The sequence below is a fragment of the Macellibacteroides sp. genome (genome assembly GCF_050251695.1).
In the GTDB taxonomy this organism is placed as follows: Bacteria; Bacteroidota; Bacteroidia; order Bacteroidales; family Tannerellaceae; genus Macellibacteroides; species Macellibacteroides fermentans.
In genome coordinates, this window is the sequence record NZ_JBFWMI010000074.1 from 1 (window position 1) to 16,103 (window position 16,103).

15 protein-coding genes are annotated in these 16,103 nt (G+C 46.4%); 4 read left to right on the forward strand and 11 right to left on the reverse strand.

Going from position 1 to position 16,103, the window contains the following annotated elements:
• From AB7E53_RS11000 to AB7E53_RS11010, 3 genes are all read left to right on the forward strand, one after another.
• On the forward strand, positions 1 to 191 hold a 191-nt coding region (locus AB7E53_RS11000; protein WP_446775660.1), incomplete at its 5' end, for a hypothetical protein.
• A complete protein-coding gene (locus AB7E53_RS11005; RefSeq protein ID WP_068186072.1) occupies positions 185 to 625 on the forward strand; it encodes a LexA family protein in 441 nt (146 codons plus the stop codon). The genes AB7E53_RS11000 and AB7E53_RS11005, both read left to right, overlap by 7 nt.
• Positions 625 to 1,881 carry a Y-family DNA polymerase gene (locus AB7E53_RS11010; protein ID WP_446775662.1) on the forward strand — a complete coding sequence of 419 codons (1,257 nt, stop codon included), beginning with the start codon at positions 625 to 627 and terminating at the stop codon, positions 1,879 to 1,881. Before AB7E53_RS11005 ends, AB7E53_RS11010 begins: the two co-directional genes overlap by 1 nt.
• A gap of 93 nt (positions 1,882 to 1,974) precedes the next feature.
• Here the strand turns inward: AB7E53_RS11010 and AB7E53_RS11015 are convergent, their stop codons facing one another.
• The 3 genes from AB7E53_RS11015 to AB7E53_RS11025 all read right to left on the reverse strand — a co-directional run bounded on the left by AB7E53_RS11015 (position 1,975) and on the right by AB7E53_RS11025 (position 5,981).
• On the reverse strand, positions 1,975 to 2,700 hold the full coding sequence (locus tag AB7E53_RS11015) for a YebC/PmpR family DNA-binding transcriptional regulator (protein WP_068186063.1): 726 nt from the start codon (positions 2,698 to 2,700) through the stop codon (positions 1,975 to 1,977).
• A gap of 33 nt (positions 2,701 to 2,733) precedes the next feature.
• Positions 2,734 to 5,196: a phenylalanine--tRNA ligase subunit beta gene (gene pheT / locus AB7E53_RS11020; protein WP_446775663.1), complete on the reverse strand. Its 2,463-nt coding sequence runs from the start codon at positions 5,194 to 5,196 to the stop codon at positions 2,734 to 2,736.
• Between the two features lie 113 nt (positions 5,197 to 5,309).
• Positions 5,310 to 5,981: a hypothetical protein gene (locus tag AB7E53_RS11025; protein ID WP_446775665.1), complete on the reverse strand. Its 672-nt coding sequence runs from the start codon at positions 5,979 to 5,981 to the stop codon at positions 5,310 to 5,312.
• 93 nt (positions 5,982 to 6,074) lie between these two features.
• On the opposite strand from AB7E53_RS11025, the gene AB7E53_RS11030 reads away from it, so the two are divergent.
• Positions 6,075 to 7,001, forward strand: a complete 927-nt coding sequence (locus AB7E53_RS11030; RefSeq protein ID WP_446775666.1) for a helix-turn-helix domain-containing protein — start codon at positions 6,075 to 6,077, stop codon at positions 6,999 to 7,001.
• Between the two features lie 44 nt (positions 7,002 to 7,045).
• Here the strand turns inward: AB7E53_RS11030 and AB7E53_RS11035 are convergent, their stop codons facing one another.
• From AB7E53_RS11035 to AB7E53_RS11070, 8 genes are all read right to left on the reverse strand, one after another.
• The gene (locus tag AB7E53_RS11035) at positions 7,046 to 7,747 is read right to left on the reverse strand and encodes an HAD family hydrolase (RefSeq protein WP_350457011.1); all 702 of its coding nucleotides are present in this window, start codon (positions 7,745 to 7,747) and stop codon (positions 7,046 to 7,048) included.
• Entirely contained in the window at positions 7,744 to 8,658 is a 915-nt protein-coding gene (locus tag AB7E53_RS11040; RefSeq protein WP_446772290.1) for a CDP-alcohol phosphatidyltransferase family protein, read from the reverse strand. The genes AB7E53_RS11035 and AB7E53_RS11040 overlap by 4 nt, the downstream gene beginning before the upstream one ends.
• Positions 8,655 to 9,524: a hypothetical protein gene (locus AB7E53_RS11045; RefSeq protein ID WP_446775668.1), complete on the reverse strand. Its 870-nt coding sequence runs from the start codon at positions 9,522 to 9,524 to the stop codon at positions 8,655 to 8,657. Before AB7E53_RS11045 ends, AB7E53_RS11040 begins: the two co-directional genes overlap by 4 nt.
• 14 nt (positions 9,525 to 9,538) lie before the next feature.
• The gene (locus AB7E53_RS11050) at positions 9,539 to 10,234 is read right to left on the reverse strand and encodes a nucleotidyltransferase family protein (RefSeq protein WP_446775670.1); all 696 of its coding nucleotides are present in this window, start codon (positions 10,232 to 10,234) and stop codon (positions 9,539 to 9,541) included.
• A 97-nt stretch (positions 10,235 to 10,331) separates the two neighbouring features.
• Positions 10,332 to 11,630 (reverse strand): inositol-3-phosphate synthase, encoded by a 1,299-nt coding sequence (locus tag AB7E53_RS11055; protein ID WP_446775675.1) that lies wholly within the window; start codon positions 11,628 to 11,630, stop codon positions 10,332 to 10,334.
• A 282-nt stretch (positions 11,631 to 11,912) separates the two neighbouring features.
• A complete protein-coding gene (locus AB7E53_RS11060; protein WP_446775672.1) occupies positions 11,913 to 14,462 on the reverse strand; it encodes a DUF5686 family protein in 2,550 nt (849 codons plus the stop codon).
• Positions 14,463 to 14,465: 3 nt separating this feature from the next.
• Entirely contained in the window at positions 14,466 to 15,098 is a 633-nt protein-coding gene (locus tag AB7E53_RS11065; protein WP_421467336.1) for a hypothetical protein, read from the reverse strand.
• Complete coding sequence (locus tag AB7E53_RS11070; RefSeq protein WP_446775673.1) at positions 15,079 to 15,882, reverse strand: metallophosphoesterase family protein; 804 nt, start codon at positions 15,880 to 15,882, stop codon at positions 15,079 to 15,081. Before AB7E53_RS11070 ends, AB7E53_RS11065 begins: the two co-directional genes overlap by 20 nt.
• Positions 15,883 to 16,103 lie beyond the last annotated feature (221 nt).

Here is a 16,103-nt window from a genome sequence, read left to right on the forward strand (position 1 = left end):
TGTCCTACAGTAGATTCCGTGATGCATCAACTGATCAGCTCGTTCAACGAAACAGCGGCCCGTTTATCGGATACCAGGTTCTGATTTACATTTCTCAATTAATACGGCAGGCCGACTTTCCTTTGGTGAAGTCGGCCTGTTGCTTTTCTCTTTTTTGTATCTTTGTACCAAACATAAAACAGAAATGGTAACCAAGCTACATTCGTCCGCCAACCTTGACCTTTACTCCGCTTCCGGAGATAACGAAACCGAAATTCCATTGATTGGTGGAGTTAAGGCGGGATTTCCTTCGCCGGCTCAAGACTTTATAGCTCAGGCGATCGATTTGAACAAATACATCATAAAACATCCTGCAGCTACCTATTTTGCTTTGGTAAACGGCGTATCGATGGATACCGACCTGAGCGAAGGCGATCTGTTGGTTGTGGATCGTAGTCTGGACCCGCAAGATGGAAAGATTGCAGTTTGCTTTGTTGACGGAGAGTTTACCGTCAAGAAAATCCGAATTGAAAAAGACCGGTGCCTGCTTGTTCCCTCCAACCCCGACTATCCGGTAATAGAGGTGAACAAGGATAACGATTTTACAATCTGGGGAATTGTCACCTATGTAATTAAAAAGGTATAATGTTTGCGCTGGTTGACTGTAATAATTTTTATGCCTCCTGCGAAAGGATGTTCAATCCGTCACTCAACGGTAAACCTGTCGTCGTTCTTTCCAATAACGATGGATGTGTTATTGCACGAAGCAACGAAGCAAAAGCATTGGGTGTAGGGATGGCTGTACCGGCGTTTCAGATTCAACATCTGGTAGAACGTAACCAAATTGCCGTATTCTCTGCCAATTTCCCATTGTATGGAGATATGAGTCAGCGGGTTATGAGCATACTATCCGGGTATAGTCCGGAACAGGAGATATACAGTATCGACGAATGTTTTTTGAATCTGGACGGGATACAGGAAGATTTTACAGACTACGGACTACGCATGAGGTCTCATGTACTTAAATGGACCGGAATACCTGTCAGTGTGGGTATTGCCCCTACCAAAACGTTGGCGAAAGTGGCCAATCACATTGCTAAAAAGTTTCACGACCGCACGGGAGGCAGTTATGTGATTGATTCGGAGCTGCGTCGTATCAAAGCACTAAAGTGGCTTAAGGTGGAAGATGTTTGGGGTATAGGACGCCGGCAAGCCATTAAATTAAAGGCTATCGGTGTACAAACCGCCTACGAGTTTTCACTACTGGACAAAGAGTGGGTAAGGCGCCATATGACTATCAACGGAGTAAAATTACTGGAAGAGCTGAACGGGTTCAAAGCCCACGACATGGAATTGAAAGAGAAAAGACAAAGCATTGCCATCACGCGGACTTTCGAGAAAGAATATACCAAACAGGAAGAGATTAGTGAGAGAATCACCACCTTTGCCGTAACAGCAGCCGAAAAACTCCGGAGGCAAAAATCGTTTTGCCGTTCATTGATCGTTTTTATCTCAACCAATCGATTTGGCGATGCATGCGAACAATACAGCAATAGCCTTCATCTTAAATTACCGTTTCCAACCTCTTCGTCCATCGAATTAAGTAAGGCTGCCACCTCTGCATTAGATCGTATCTTTAAAAATGAATTCCGTTATAAAAGAGCCGGAGTGATACTGATGGATTTTATTAATGAAACAGAGCTTCAACCCTCTCTGTTCTTTAATTCGGATCCACGTCATAAATCGCTGATGCAAACGATAGACAAACTGAATAATAAATTTGGAAATCCGGTACTCAAGCTTGCAGCCCAGGAGTTCCGCACCTGGAAGATGAAACAGGAACATCTCTCTCCACGCTATACAACCAACATCAACGAGGTGATCAGAGTGAAGCTGCTCTAGCACAAAAGAAATATAATACAAAAGCCTTCCGGGCTACTTGATGTAGCTGTCGGAAGGCTTTCTATTTCCTGAGATTGATAAGGGAATCAGGGATTACTCCTCGTCTTCCTCCTTCATATTATGGAAAACGTTTTGTACATCTTCGTCGTCTTCCAGCTTATCGATAAGCTTCTCAATCTGCTCACGCTGTTCGGGTGTTACAGATTTTGTATCGTTGGGGATACGTTCAAACTCGGCGCTGCTGATTTCGAATCCGTTTTCTTCCAGGTATTTCTGGATGTTTGAATTTTGGGCGAATTCGCCATAAATTACAATTTCGTTTTCGTCTTCTTCCAGCTCATCCACTCCGTAGTCGATCAGTTCCAGCTCGAGATCTTCCAACGAGATACCCTCTTTCTTAGCTACGTGGAATACACACTTGTGGTCGAAAAGGAATTCCAGGCTACCTGTAGTTCCCAGCGATCCGCCAAGTTTATTGAAATAGCTGCGTACGTTGGCCACTGTACGGGTGGTATTGTCTGTGGCTGTTTCTACAAAGATAGCGATACCGTATGGTCCGTATCCTTCGTAGTTCATCTCCTTGTAGTCCGTAAAATCCTTGGAGCTTGCCTTCTTGATGGCGCGTTCCACGTTTTCTTTGGGCATGTTCTCTTTCTTGGAAGTCTGAATAAGCACACGCAGACGGGGATTGGTTTCGGGGTCGGGTCCTCCTGTTTTTACTGCAATGGTAATTTCCTTACCCAATTTTGTAAAAACACGGGCCATATTACCCCAACGTTTCATTTTTCTCGCTTTACGATATTCGAACGCTCTTCCCATATTGTTTATTTAATTATATTTTATAATAGATAATTATCTTAGTTGGGCCTCAAGCTTCTGTTCCAGATTAGTCTGGATCTTCTTCATGATGGCATCAATTTGCTTGTCGGTAAGCGTCTTTTCTTCGTCCTGAAGGTAGAAGCTTACGGCGTACGACTTTTTACCCGGCAACAGGTTCTTACCTTCGTAAACGTCGAACAGCTCTACTTTCTTAAGAAGTTTGCGGTCGCTGTCGAAAGCAATTTTCTGTATTTCGGCAAATTGTACGCTCTTATTCAGCAACAAAGCCAGGTCGCGCTTAACGGCAGGGAATTTAGAGATTTCGCTATAGGTAACCTTGCTCTTCTTAATCTCCTTCATAAGCAGTGTCCACGACAGTTCGGCATAATAAACCTCGCCGTCTATGTCCATCCCTTTGCATAGCTTCTTATTTACAACACCCAGTGTACCCAGCTGACGACCTGCACCGGTAGTAATGCTGAGAGCAGCCGAATAGATGTCGTTCGTCAGGTTGCCGAATACAAGCTTACCCGTATTCACACCCAGACGTACCAGAATATTCTCTACATAGGCTTTCAGTTCGTAAACGGTTGCTTTCTCGTCGGCATGCGCCCAGTTATTGGATACCTTGTTACCGCTTACCCAAAGTCCGAGACGGAATTCTTCGGTGAAAGCCGATAAGGTTTCGTTTTCCTTTACCTTGTCAGTATCGTAATCGTAGCAGTTACCGAACTCGAAGAACTTGATGTCGCCATTCTTACGGTTGCGGTTGTGGGCAATACTTTCCAAACCACCAAACAGAAGCGTCTGGCGCATACAGTTCAGGTCTGCACTAAGCGGATTCATCAACATTACTGCATGCGATGCAGGGTAAGTAGACAAACCTTCGTAGTAGCCCGCACGTGTAAGCGAGTTATTCATTATTTCGTTGAATCCGCTTCCGCAAAGCTGTTCCGAGATAAGCTGCTGCAGTTCGTAGCTACGGTCGGTCGGAGTCTTATAGCTCAGGTTAGACTTCACGCTGTCGCTGAAATCAACGTTGTTGTAGCCATAGATACGCAGAATATCTTCAATCACGTCTACGTCGCGTTGTACGTCCACACGGTATACAGGAACGTTCAGTTGCAGGCCTTCGGCTGTTTCCGAAACGATCTCCATCTCCAGACTTTCAAGGATACTCTTAACCGTTTCGGCCGGTATCTCTTTTCCGATCAGGGTGTTTATCTTGTTGTAAGTTACAGAAACACTGTAAGGCTTAACGGCTTCGGGATATACATCCTGAATCTGTCCGCAAATGGTTCCTCCGGCAATCTCCTTGATAAGGAGGGCGGCACGCTTTAGAACGTATACTGTATTGTTGGGATCCAGACCACGTTCAAAACGGAACGATGCATCCGTATTCAGACCGAAGCGACGGGCTGTTTTACGAATCCAGGTTGGATGGAAATAGGCCGATTCCAGGAACACGTCGGTAGTCGCTTCGGTTACGCCCGAATCCAGACCGCCAAATACACCGCCGATACACATGGCTTCGGAGGCGTTACAGATCATCAGGTCGCGATCGGTAAGGGTGCGGGTAACCCCGTCAAGCGTAACGAAGGAAGTACCTTCGGGCTGCGTCTTTACAACCACTTTACCGCCGGCTACCTTTGCCGCATCGAAAGCGTGCAACGGCTGACCAAGTTCATGAAGTATGTAATTTGTAATATCTACAATATTATTGATGGGGCGCAGACCGATAACGTTCAACCGGTTCTGCAACCATTCCGGGCTCTCCTTTACGGTCACCCCTTTGATGGTGATACCCGAGTAACGCGGACAAGCCTCCGTGTTTTCAACCACCACTTCAATGGCAGGCGAAGGATCGTCAATCTTAAAGGCCTCTATCGAAGGACGTGTAAGCGTAGCCTTCACCTTATTTTGTTTCAGGTAGGCAGCCAGGTCGCGTGCCACACCATAGTGCGAAGTAGCATCTACACGGTTGGGAGTGATATCCACCTCCAGCACATAGTCGCTCTTTACATTATAATAGTCTTTAGCCAGCGTTCCTACAACAGCCGTTTCGGGAAGTACGATGATTCCGGCATGGTCGGTTCCGATACCGATTTCGTCTTCGGCACAGATCATTCCGTTCGATTCGATACCGCGTATTTTAGAACGCTTGATGGTAAAGGATTCTTCGCCGTCGTAGAGCTTGGTGCCATTTACAGCAACAACTACTTTCTGTCCGGCTGCCACGTTGGGGGCACCGCACACAATCTGCAACGGGTCACCCTGTCCCACATTTACGGTTGTTACATGCAGGTGATCCGAATTAGGATGCTCTTCGCAGGTAAGCACTTCACCTATTACCAGACCTTCCAATCCGCCTTTAATTGTTTGAACCTCTTCTACACCGCCTGTTTCCAGACCAATAGAGGTAAGCGCTGCGGCAACTTCTTCAGGCTGTAAATCAAAATCAAGATATTCCTTCAGCCAGTTGTAAGATATATTCATCGTTGTATAAGTTTGTTCTTATTTTCTATAAATGACCGCCAAAGGTAATAAGAATTATTCAAAACCTAACAAAGGCTGCGCAGCATCTTTAAAAAAAGGATTGCGTAAAGGGCTTAAAACAGCCTATAGGCCACCTTGAATGAAAGCTGAGGGTAAAATTTATATTTCACCACCTCTTCCTTCAACTCGGGCAAATCACCTATAGACAATAAAAATACGGTATTGTTCACCACCTCCACCCGGGGAGTTCCGTGGTACATCACCCCCAATTCGGTTCTGAAGGCCCACCTCGACCGGGGTGTGGCCCGTCCCAAACCTATACCCAGGTAGGGTTTGGCAAAGGCCGTTTTAACGGTAACATGGGCCGTACCGAAGTATTCGGGTTCGAATGTATGTCCGTTCAGGGTGTACGACCGCGCACTCCTTGCCACCCCTTTGGCAGAGCTCTCCCCCAGAAATACCCCTCCGGTTACATGAAAGAGTCCGTTTCGCATCGGATACCAATCTGCCAACACATTACCGTTCAGGAATTTGACGGTCGAATTGGTGGCAACCTCGTATTCTCCTTCGTAATAGTTGAACGAAATATCCAGCGGAAGGGCATCAAAGCCGGCACGCAAGGCCCAGTGAGGATGTAAAGGGGCGGTAAGCTGCAGACCGGCACCCATGGTTCCTGCCCCAAGCGAAAGGGACAGGTGCTGGAAAGGTTTGTTCTTTTCTTGAGCACGTAAAGGTGTACAGAAAAACAAAATTCCCAATATAAGAATATAAATGGTATGTTTCATTATTTATGTCTATTTAATTGCGTTTATCCCCGCAAATGTAGGCCCAATTACATAAAAACACTACTTTTGGCATCTTAAAAAAGAACAACAAATATGAAATCGGCTGATTTACCACTGATAGACATTATACAGATTAACGAAAATATCGGTCACCCCCACTCTTTTTCCAACGATTTGGTGATCGAATTGCTTCAAACAAAATTCAAAGCAGCAGATAATTGTGCGGAGTATCTGGCAGAAGATGCCCCCATGAGCGTACGTATCAACGGACTTTGTCTGATTCTGCTTACAAAAGGAGAAGTTACCATCAACGTTGACTATCTAAAATTTCCTCTGCAGGCAAACACCCTGTTTTTTATTCTACCCGATCATATATTGGAAGTACAGTGCAGGCCCGAAGAACTGGAAGGCAAAATCATGGTGATATCGAAAGATATGCTTAGCAATATGCCTAAGAAGAACGATGACGGTGATAATTCGTTGCAGTATATGTTCTTACGCAAAAACCCCAGTGTAGAGCTTACCGACGAAGAGGTATCCGTGCTGGATACCTTGTTTACGTTGATCCGCAAACGGGCCGAAGCCAAAGAGCATCTGTTCCACAAAGAGGCAATCCAGTCCTTGTTGTTCCACCTGTTTTTCGAACTAAAAAACATCATCTTTAAGAAGAACGACATCGTACCTTTCGAACTATCTCGTAAGGAAGAGCTGTTCCAGCAATTTCTGAAACTGATGTTCAAGCACAGCCGCGAAGAACACTCCGTTAGCTTCTATGCCGGCAAGATGTGCATCACCCCCCAGTACCTCTCGGCCGTCCTGAAGGAGCTCACCGGCAAGACCACCAACAACTGGATCGACCATTCGCTTATCCTGGATGCCAAGATATTACTTAAAACACCCAATATGACGGTGCAACAGGTGTCGGATATGCTTAACTTCTCCAACCAGTCCACCTTCGGTAAGTTCTTTAAAAAACATACCGGCCAATCGCCCGCCGAATTCAGAAAAGGCAAGCAATAGGCCGGTAGAAACCGACTAAAGTCTATCTACAGCTACGGAGCAATTTACAAAAGCTCCTGTAGCTGCGCTATATCAGTAATAATTTTATCGTGTTGAACAGCCGCCTCGGAATCGTCCCATCCGGCTCCTTTAATCCAGATTGTGTCGCATCCCAGCGACTGTGCAGGCTGAATATCTTTGCGGTACGAGTCACCTATCACCACCACCTCTTCGGGTTGCAGGGCAAGCGCCTCCACTCCCAGACGGAAAATAGCCGGATCCGGTTTACGCACCCCCACTACGGCCGATTCAATCACAACCGGGAAATAGGATGTTAGTTTGAAGTCATCCAGCACAGCCTGAATATTACCATAGAAATTGGATACCAGCACCATGGGATAACGGGCAGACAATACATCCAGCGTAGCCTTGGCAGCCTCAACCGACTTACGGGCATCTTCGTAACAGCCGGTGGCAATGGCATCGATTACAGAATCGGTTGTATCGTTCTTAGATAAGATCCCTTCGCCCAGCAGGTAGTCGAACTCGATCCTGATCTTCACCTGCATCAACCGCAGGAAATTATCCTCCGGTTTAATGTACGGATTTACGGCCAGGGCTCTTTCGGCATACACATACGCGTCGCGAAAGTTGGCTTTGGAGATAGGCACACCGGCCGTCTGGTATTGGTTCCAGATAACTTCCGCCCAATGCGTACCATTGGAATCGATGGTGGCTCCATAGTCAAAAATCAAACCTTTAATCATGCTTTATTCTCTTTATTTAATACAAGTTGTTCTGTTTCTTTGCAGATCCGTTCGTGGGTGGTGCGCATATACAGCAACAACCCGTTCAGCACCGTAAGTTCGAATACGAAGTATATCCAGGGCATATCGATCAGCAGGGATACGAAAAGCACAATTACACGCGTATTGAACGACAGGATATTGGTATACTTCATCAAAGGCTTGCTCAGCGTACGGAAATGCTCGCGCAACCACTGGGGCATTTCGCGGTCGCCGTACACGTTACGAAGTGTGGTACGAAACTTCTGCATGGCAGGCGTCCGCTGTTCCTGTTTCTGAGTATAAGGAACATAAAAGAACATGAAGAACTTCTCCACCGGATCCGATTTCCAGGTAATTTCCTTGTTACGTGCCACCAGGATAGACGAATCTTCAAGCTCGCTGCCCTTCTTCCCTTTCAGGAAATAGAGGTGGAAGTTTCTGTAATAATCGGCCATGGAAGCCTGCATACTATGAAAATACCCGGCTACGGCAGCCATCAGCCAAATCCAAATACCAAACTCGGGGGTAAGCCTAAAGCAGATAGCCGCATAGATGGTGATAAACCAGATATCGCCGCAAACACCATCCAGTACACGTCCCAGACGCGAATACTGCCCCGTCATACGAGCCAGCTGTCCGTCGGCGCTATCGAAAGAGTTCGCCCAGATAAGCAACAAGATGCCCGGAATAGTATAGGCAAGATCATCAAAATAAAACAATACGCCGGCAGCCACACCCAAAAAGATGGAAGCCACGCTAACAGCGTTGGGGGTTATGTGTAACCGTTCAAATAATTTGGCCCACAGATAACCGATGGGCCTGTAAAACGCCAGGTCGATAAACTCTTCGGTGTCCATCGACTTCAGCGTAGATTTAATTTCTTCTTTCATGCCAATAAATCCTTACCACTTTCAATAATACAACGTGCTATATGAGGTGCAGCCTGATCTCTGCAAGGGGCAAAACTGGGCCAGTCGTTAAAATCGATGATACGAATCTCGCCTTCGGGCGAAATGATACAGTCGCCGCCATAAATCTTAACCTTCAGCACCTGGGCAGAACGTTCGCATATAGCGTGCATATCCTCCACCGAAAAGGCAATCCCTGTAGCTTTACCGTTAATCTGCTCGTGTCCGAATTTACTGTGATTCATATTAAACGGATAAAACCAATAGAAGAAATCACTTCCGGCCACACCGTAAAACTTAACCAGGTCGCCCGCCAGGTGATCGTTTATCACTGCATTGGGAATACCACGCAGGGCATATTCGCTTAAGATACCTTCGGCCTCTTCGATATGTCGTACGTAGGTTACATCTTCGCGGTGTATCGCATGGAAATCGCCCCGTTTGATCCAGCAATTATCCATACCCTCTTCTTTCAGACGCTGGGCAATATGATGATCTTTGGTGGGAGTTATAATACTTCTGGGATGAGGTATGTTATTGTCTACCAGCAGACGCGTCATCTGCTCGCGGGTACAATTGGAAATACCATAACCCGAATTCACCACCACAGCTCCCCTGTTTTCGTATTCTTTTAATTTTTCCACGACCTCCTTACTTCGTGCCATGGTGAAGATAACCGGTTCCAAAACTTCCCGGTTCAATACATCTTCCTCTGTATAAGTAGTAACCTCGTATCCGGCCAACTCAAGGTGGCGGATCGTCTCATTAAAAACAGCCGCATCGTTTCCCACATGATTGGGTGAATAGCAGTTGCCCCGTACAATGCCGGCGATTTTATTTTGTTTCATTTACCCGAAAACTATTAATAAATAAAATTTTCTGCTTTTTGGATGTCTTCCGCATGATCGACATCAATAATCTTTGAAAACGGGTAGGCTTTAAGCTGCACCCCCTCCTCTACCAACCTGCGCTGATAATTGCGCATGCGCGACACCCCGTCGTTCATACAGCCGTGCAGCGTATGTATTCCTGCCTGATTAAGGCAATAGATACCCCCCGAGATATACCGGGCACCGGGATACGCGCTATCCATAAAACCGGTAACCGAAAGCGATGGGTCCGTTGCAACGTATAGCGGTTTTTCGTCGTCTATGTAATCGGTTACAGCCATCAGTCCGTCGTATATGTCATCCTGTTCAAATGCCTTGATATAACTGGCAAACTCATCTTCCTTAAAGATGGTGTCTACCGTAGTAAGACAGAACTTGCCACCCTCCAGCGAAGGCGAAAGCTCAAAAAAGCTGTGCATAGAGCTTGGTGTACTCTTAATTACAAGGTGTAAGGGCACAGGCAACGAGAGCGATTTGAGGTGTTCCTGCACCTCTTTCATCTCTTCGTTCACAATTACACTCACCGACTCGGCATGGTTGGCCACGAATATCCGGATCAACCGGTCGATCATCGCCTCGCCATTAAGCTTTACCAACGGCTTGGGCAACGACACCCCTTCTGATTGCAGACGCGATCCGAGACCTGCTGCTATAATTGCATATTTCATACCTATCAAAATTATATACAAACAAAACCCGGAAGGCATTGAACCGGATTCAATGCCTTCGCAGGGTTTCTTTTTACTTCAATCTATAGTTACTATATCAATCGATATAATCCAATGTCTCTTCACCGATGATGGTGCGCAATGTATTTTTCAGCTTGATATACTGTATAAACAAATCGTGTTCGGGAACATGTTCGAAGTCGTGCATCGGACTCTTGAAATAGAACGACAACCAACTCTGAATACCCGAGAAATTACAACGCAAAGCCAGGTCGGCAAACAATACCAAGTCCAGACAAAGCGGAGCAGCCAGGATCGAGTCGCGGCACAGGAAGTCAACCTTCAACTGCATCGGGTAACCCATCCATCCAACAAGGTCGATATTATCCCAACCCTCTTTGTTGTCTTTGCGCGGTGGGTAATAGTTGATACGTACCTTGTGGTAAATATTCTTGTACAACTCCGGATACAACTCGGGCTGCAGGATGGTATCGATAACCGAAAGCTTGCTGACCTCTTTAGTCTTGAATGAATCCGGATCGTCCAGCACTTCGCCGTCGCGGTTACCCAGAATGTTGGTAGAGAACCAACCGTCCAGACCTAACATACGTGTTTTAAGCATCGGAGCCAATACGGTCTTAAGCATAGTCTGACCTGTCTTGAAGTCCTTTCCGCAGATGGGTACATTCATCTCTTTAGAGAATTCCCACATAGCCGGCATATCCACGCACAAGTTAGGAGCACCCATAATAAACGGAGCACCTTCTGCGATGGCAGCATAGGCATAACACATACTTGGAGCAATTTGTTCCACGTTGTTTTCCTTCATGGCTTTGCGGAAACCTTCCAGTGTCTGGTGTTCGTCGGCCAACGGCAAATAGATTTCCGTGCTGGCAGCCCAAATTACAACTACGCGATCGCAGTTATTCTGAGCCTTGAAGTTACGGATATCCTCGCGCACCTGCTCCATCAGCTCCCAACGGGTGTCGGCCTCTTTCACATGTGTACCGTTCAAACGTTTTACAAAGTTCTGATCGAAAGCGGCCTTCATCGGTTTGATGGCTACCAATTCGTCTTTAACACCTTCCAGATCCTTATCGGTAAGTACCTCGGCATGCTTTGCAGCAGCATACACATCTTCCGGGAATATATCCCATCCGCCAAATACGATATCATCCAACGTCGCCAATGGAACGATATCTTTTATCTTAGGGAAGTTATTCTCATTTCTTTTACCCAATCGCATGGTGGCCAACTGTGTGATTGATCCGATTGGAGTGGCTAATCCCTTTCTTACTGCCAATGTTCCTACTATAAAGGTAGTCGATACGGCTCCTCCTACACCTACAACTAAAACCCCCAGCTTCCCGCTGGCTGGTTTAACTTCTACTTTCATTTTCATTTATTCATTAAATTAGATCCCAAAAATCTTAATGATCGAAAAACGGCAGCGAACTGCCGGTAACTCCGAAAACCGGGTACAAATGTACAATAAAGCATTGCGCTAAATTGGTCTGGTTTTCTTCATTTCTGTTCCAAAAGTCGTTATAAGCGATTCCTTTTTACAAAGAATACACCACAAAATTATAATTTATTTTAATATTAAAACAGTATTACATGTTTATTTTAGATAAAACGTAACGCATTACTCCTCTTTAACGGATGCGCACCACCCAAATCAAAAAGTAAAATGCAGACTAACACGCAGGCCGCTGGTATCTACATCCGGTAACTCCCTGTAGGTTAGTCGCCATACATAGTCGAAGCGCAGAAACCGCAAAATGTTCTCCACCCCTACTCCAACTTCCATATACGGTTTTTTACCCATCTGGTAAGACCCTTCCGGAAACAAGAACAGGCCGTCGCTCTTGGCCGGATTGTTCTTATCGCTCAGGTCGCCGTACAATCCTCTAAAGGTAAGCACCTCTCTCCACTTCAGCTCTTTTACCAGCGGCAGACGGTTAAACAACACCCCGTTTCCGAAATAGGTAAGATCCCACGAAGCATACCGGTCGTTCAGAAACTCCATGGCATTCATCAACGCATACGATTCGTACTGAATGGTGTACGACAGGTTGGCGTTGGGAATCATCAGCAACGGGAAAGGCACCTTATCCCATATCTTACCCGCCTTCAGAATCACATCCGTATACCCGAAGGCCGAGAACCAGAAACGCTTCTGGAAACCCAGATCCGTACGGTTGTAGTCGTAATCGGCACCCAGCACCCCCTTACGGGCAACAATGTGCGAAAGGGTAAAGATAGGCGCATCGAAGGTGATGGGGATACGGTGGTTACGTGTCTGGTAATACTTTTCGCCCGGGGCAAAGCGCAACCTGAACTCCATTTCACCCATGGAATAATCGTTAACAGCCCGTGTAAGTCCGTCGCCCTCCTTCTGCAGAAACGGCACATAGGCAGTAGCTGTCTCGGTTTTATGCCGCAGGGTGGCACCGTAGGAGAAGCCCGAATAATGCTCGCGGTTGTAGCTCAGCTCCGCCTTACGGAGGTAAGTAACCCGGTCGTCTTTCTTCCGTTTAAAGGAAAGAAACATATTATCCATGTTGGTATACAGGTAATGCTGTCCCAGCTGATTTACATCATACTGATATTCGGCCCGGATGGAATGCACCGGAAACTCGTTGGGATGCTCCTTTTTATCTATCAGCGAATACTCCACACCCCCCGAATACTTTAGTTTCCGGTCTTTTGTACCGTAGGCCATGTAGCCGTCGGCAAACAGGCGGTTATTAAGGTAAGCCGTGGTTGTGGCACCGGCCCTGAAGCGCAGTCCCTCCACCGCATTTCCGCTGATGGACGTATTCATCGGTCCGATATCCACTTTGCTCTTTTTGGCAGCCGTGGGAATGTACCCCGAAACCAGCACCTTCACCACCTGTTCGGTATAATAGAAAAGAGGAACCTCCCTCAGGCGGGCCAGCATGGCATCCACGGTCTGCTCCTTCTGTCCGATGGGGATGTGCCTGTTCTGCTTCCAGAACTCGTTATCGTGAAACTTAGCCTCGGCCAGTTCGATAACCTCCCCGGGCCTGTTAAACACCGATTCGTCGGCCGGCCTATCAAAGGTATGATTCTTATAGGTAACCGTTCGTCGCGCATGCAACCCATCCGATTTACCCGTAAGCTTGAAAGACACCGATATATCGTCGCGGCTGATCAGCCGGGTACCATCCGGAGCCCGGTCGTACTCCTGGTCGATCCGCATCCCCTCCACAAAGTTAAGGTTGATATCCTTTGGTATCTGCAAAGCCACCTTCTTTACAAAATGGGTAGAATCGAGGGTGATGTACAGATGCCCGGTAAAGCCGAACGACTCCGAGTTGAAAGGAACAAACCCCAGATCCATGCACGGTTCGCCGTTTACCTGCACCGTATCCATCAGGTAATACTTATAGAACGAGGGCCCCATGGTAGAAAGCGGACTCACAAACCGGTTCAGGAAAAGGGGAATATCATTCTTGAAAAGATCCACATCCTTCAGCACCTCCTTCAGGAACTGCTGCACCCCCTCCTGCGAGAACAGCTCGTCTATCCCCGACCGCTTGATGCCGCTCACCACCCGTTTCTCCTCCTTAGGATCTTTGCGGTAGTACACATTCTCCAGCGATTCCTTTACGGAGACATTCAATATAGGCTGACCCGTAACATCCGAGGTATCCACATAGTCCTTCAGGAAATCGAACTTCTTGTACAACCCCTTCTTCTGCTTCTCCTCGTTAAAGTTATTCAGGGCAAACGTCATCTTCTCATACTTCTCGTACCCGTAGTAGTCTTTGTTTCTGGGATCATTCTTCTCTTTGGCATCAATCACCTGCTTTACAAAGGCCACGGCCGGATTGCCCTTCTTAACATAACGCTCCTTGCCGGGTTTGATAACCACCTCATTGAGGGCATAGGAAGTAGGCGCCATAGAGACCTTCAGGTTGTTTTCGCGTCTTGATTTCAAGGTAATCAACTTCTCGTTGTACCCCAGATACGAAAATACAAGCATAGTGGAACGCGAAGGGCTTGCCAGAGCAAAATAACCATCGGCATCGGTGGTGGTTCCCTGGTTAGTACCCTTAAGCAACACCGAAACGAAGGGAAGTCCCTCGCCCGTAATCGAATCGAGCACCATCCCCTTCACCGTAGTCTGAGCCACCCCCCGTGCCGGAATCAACTGCATCAAAAGCAACAGCGCTATGTAGCCTATATATTTTGTTGGCATCTTTTAAAATAATTGGAGTTTAACACCAAACGAAAGACTAAGCACATCGCGTGGGTTGAGATATTTGTTGGTCGCCGCACTAATAAAATACAAATCGGAGGTACTTAGTTCATAGAACAGCGTAACTTTTTTATTTGGATTGTTTTTATCACACGAAAAAGAGAGGCGCTGTCCCACAAAGATATTGGCACGCAACTTGGTGGAAAACCCGTAATAACCAGACGGATACTTCTCCGGCTCCTTAGTCCAGAACTCATTATCCAGCAGCGTGGTTACATACAACCCGCAGGCCAGGGGCTCCAGACTCCAGCGATCATTCAGCTCCACATTCCACGGCATAAAGTTCTGCTTCAGGGTAAGGGTAGCCTTGGCCCGTTTAGACGAATACCGAGGCACGATACCCAGTAACAAATCCGTCTCCCACTGATGATTCGATCCATACTGCCATCCGGTACCTACAGACATGAAGCCCATCGATCCGGCATACTGCAACTTGGTGTACCGGGGTATCAGGTGATTCCATACCCTATGGTACTTCTCCACCCCCGGACTATACGTCTCGGCAGCCGTAAGCGAATAGGCCATCATCAGCAACACCACAAAAACTATTATCTTCTTAATAATTGACAACTTCATAACTATAACCGTTTGTAGTTAAGGTAAATACCATATAATTCCGCTGCTTCATCGAGGCACACCCGTAATAGATGATGCCATCCTTAAACACATCGGTTGTCTGCAGCTTATGGTTGTGGGCATGCAAAGCAAACTGCAACGAAGGAAACTTCTTTATTTCCTCATGAAACAGTCGGGCTACGTTGTTGTTAAACTGATCGTCGTAAGGCTTTACATGCATAACGGCCACTGTTTTAGAATACCGGGCCGAGTCCGCCGCCTCCCTGCTTATAAAATCGAAATCGGGTACCGGATGCGAATAATCGTATTCCAGCGCATTGGTGTTCATGCACACAAACTTGGTATTTCCGGCAATAAAGGCAAAGTTCTCGTCGCCGTACACCTGTTCGAACACCTCTTTTCCGTTACCCAGGATATCATGATTCCCAATCAGGGCAACATACGGAATACGAAGCCCCTGCATGATATCCCTGATCCAGAGAAACTCCTTTGTAATTCCAAAATCGGAGATATCTCCGCCGTGGATAACAAAATCGATGCTATCCTGCTTGTTAATATGTTTCACAAAATCGGCTGTCTCGTCGTACCATCGTTGCGAATCGCCCATAAAAGCGAAACGGATCGTATCCTTTCCGGCGCATTGCTGCTGTATCTTTTCAATATTCTTTAAATTGATATTTGTTTCTCCGTCGATACGTACATCATATGGATGATATTCTATTAAATCACAACCTGTAAGCAAAAAACCTAAACACAACCCTATTAAAATACCTCTTTTTATCATATTCACTCATTTGATGACGATGCAAAGTTACGAACCCCATCTACACGCAAAAAGTTCTATTTCTCTTCAAAAATAGTCCAAAAAGAGGTTGATCATTAAATTATCAAACGCGTATACCGCTGAATATATGCCATTTACAACTACCCTGAAGATATTCTTTTTAAGGTTATCTATTCAAATTAAAAAGTCCGACTCTCACGGGCCGGACTTTTTCACTATTT

Excerpts from the sequence above, each read along its gene's own strand:
- AB7E53_RS11005 (WP_068186072.1), top strand. The coding sequence starts at position 185 with ATGGTAACCAAGCTACATTCGTCCGCCAACCTTGACCTTTACTCCGCT.
- AB7E53_RS11010 (WP_446775662.1), top strand. The coding sequence starts at position 625 with ATGTTTGCGCTGGTTGACTGTAATAATTTTTATGCCTCCTGCGAAAGG.
- AB7E53_RS11015 (WP_068186063.1), bottom strand. The coding sequence starts at position 2,700 with ATGGGAAGAGCGTTCGAATATCGTAAAGCGAGAAAAATGAAACGTTGG.
- pheT (WP_446775663.1), bottom strand. The coding sequence starts at position 5,196 with ATGAATATATCTTACAACTGGCTGAAGGAATATCTTGATTTTGATTTA.
- AB7E53_RS11025 (WP_446775665.1), bottom strand. The coding sequence starts at position 5,981 with ATGAAACATACCATTTATATTCTTATATTGGGAATTTTGTTTTTCTGT.
- AB7E53_RS11030 (WP_446775666.1), top strand. The coding sequence starts at position 6,075 with ATGAAATCGGCTGATTTACCACTGATAGACATTATACAGATTAACGAA.
- AB7E53_RS11035 (WP_350457011.1), bottom strand. The coding sequence starts at position 7,747 with ATGATTAAAGGTTTGATTTTTGACTATGGAGCCACCATCGATTCCAAT.
- AB7E53_RS11040 (WP_446772290.1), bottom strand. The coding sequence starts at position 8,658 with ATGAAAGAAGAAATTAAATCTACGCTGAAGTCGATGGACACCGAAGAG.
- AB7E53_RS11045 (WP_446775668.1), bottom strand. The coding sequence starts at position 9,524 with ATGAAACAAAATAAAATCGCCGGCATTGTACGGGGCAACTGCTATTCA.
- AB7E53_RS11050 (WP_446775670.1), bottom strand. The coding sequence starts at position 10,234 with ATGAAATATGCAATTATAGCAGCAGGTCTCGGATCGCGTCTGCAATCA.
- AB7E53_RS11055 (WP_446775675.1), bottom strand. The coding sequence starts at position 11,630 with ATGAAAGTAGAAGTTAAACCAGCCAGCGGGAAGCTGGGGGTTTTAGTT.
- AB7E53_RS11060 (WP_446775672.1), bottom strand. The coding sequence starts at position 14,462 with ATGCCAACAAAATATATAGGCTACATAGCGCTGTTGCTTTTGATGCAG.
- AB7E53_RS11065 (WP_421467336.1), bottom strand. The coding sequence starts at position 15,098 with ATGAAGTTGTCAATTATTAAGAAGATAATAGTTTTTGTGGTGTTGCTG.
- AB7E53_RS11070 (WP_446775673.1), bottom strand. The coding sequence starts at position 15,882 with ATGATAAAAAGAGGTATTTTAATAGGGTTGTGTTTAGGTTTTTTGCTT.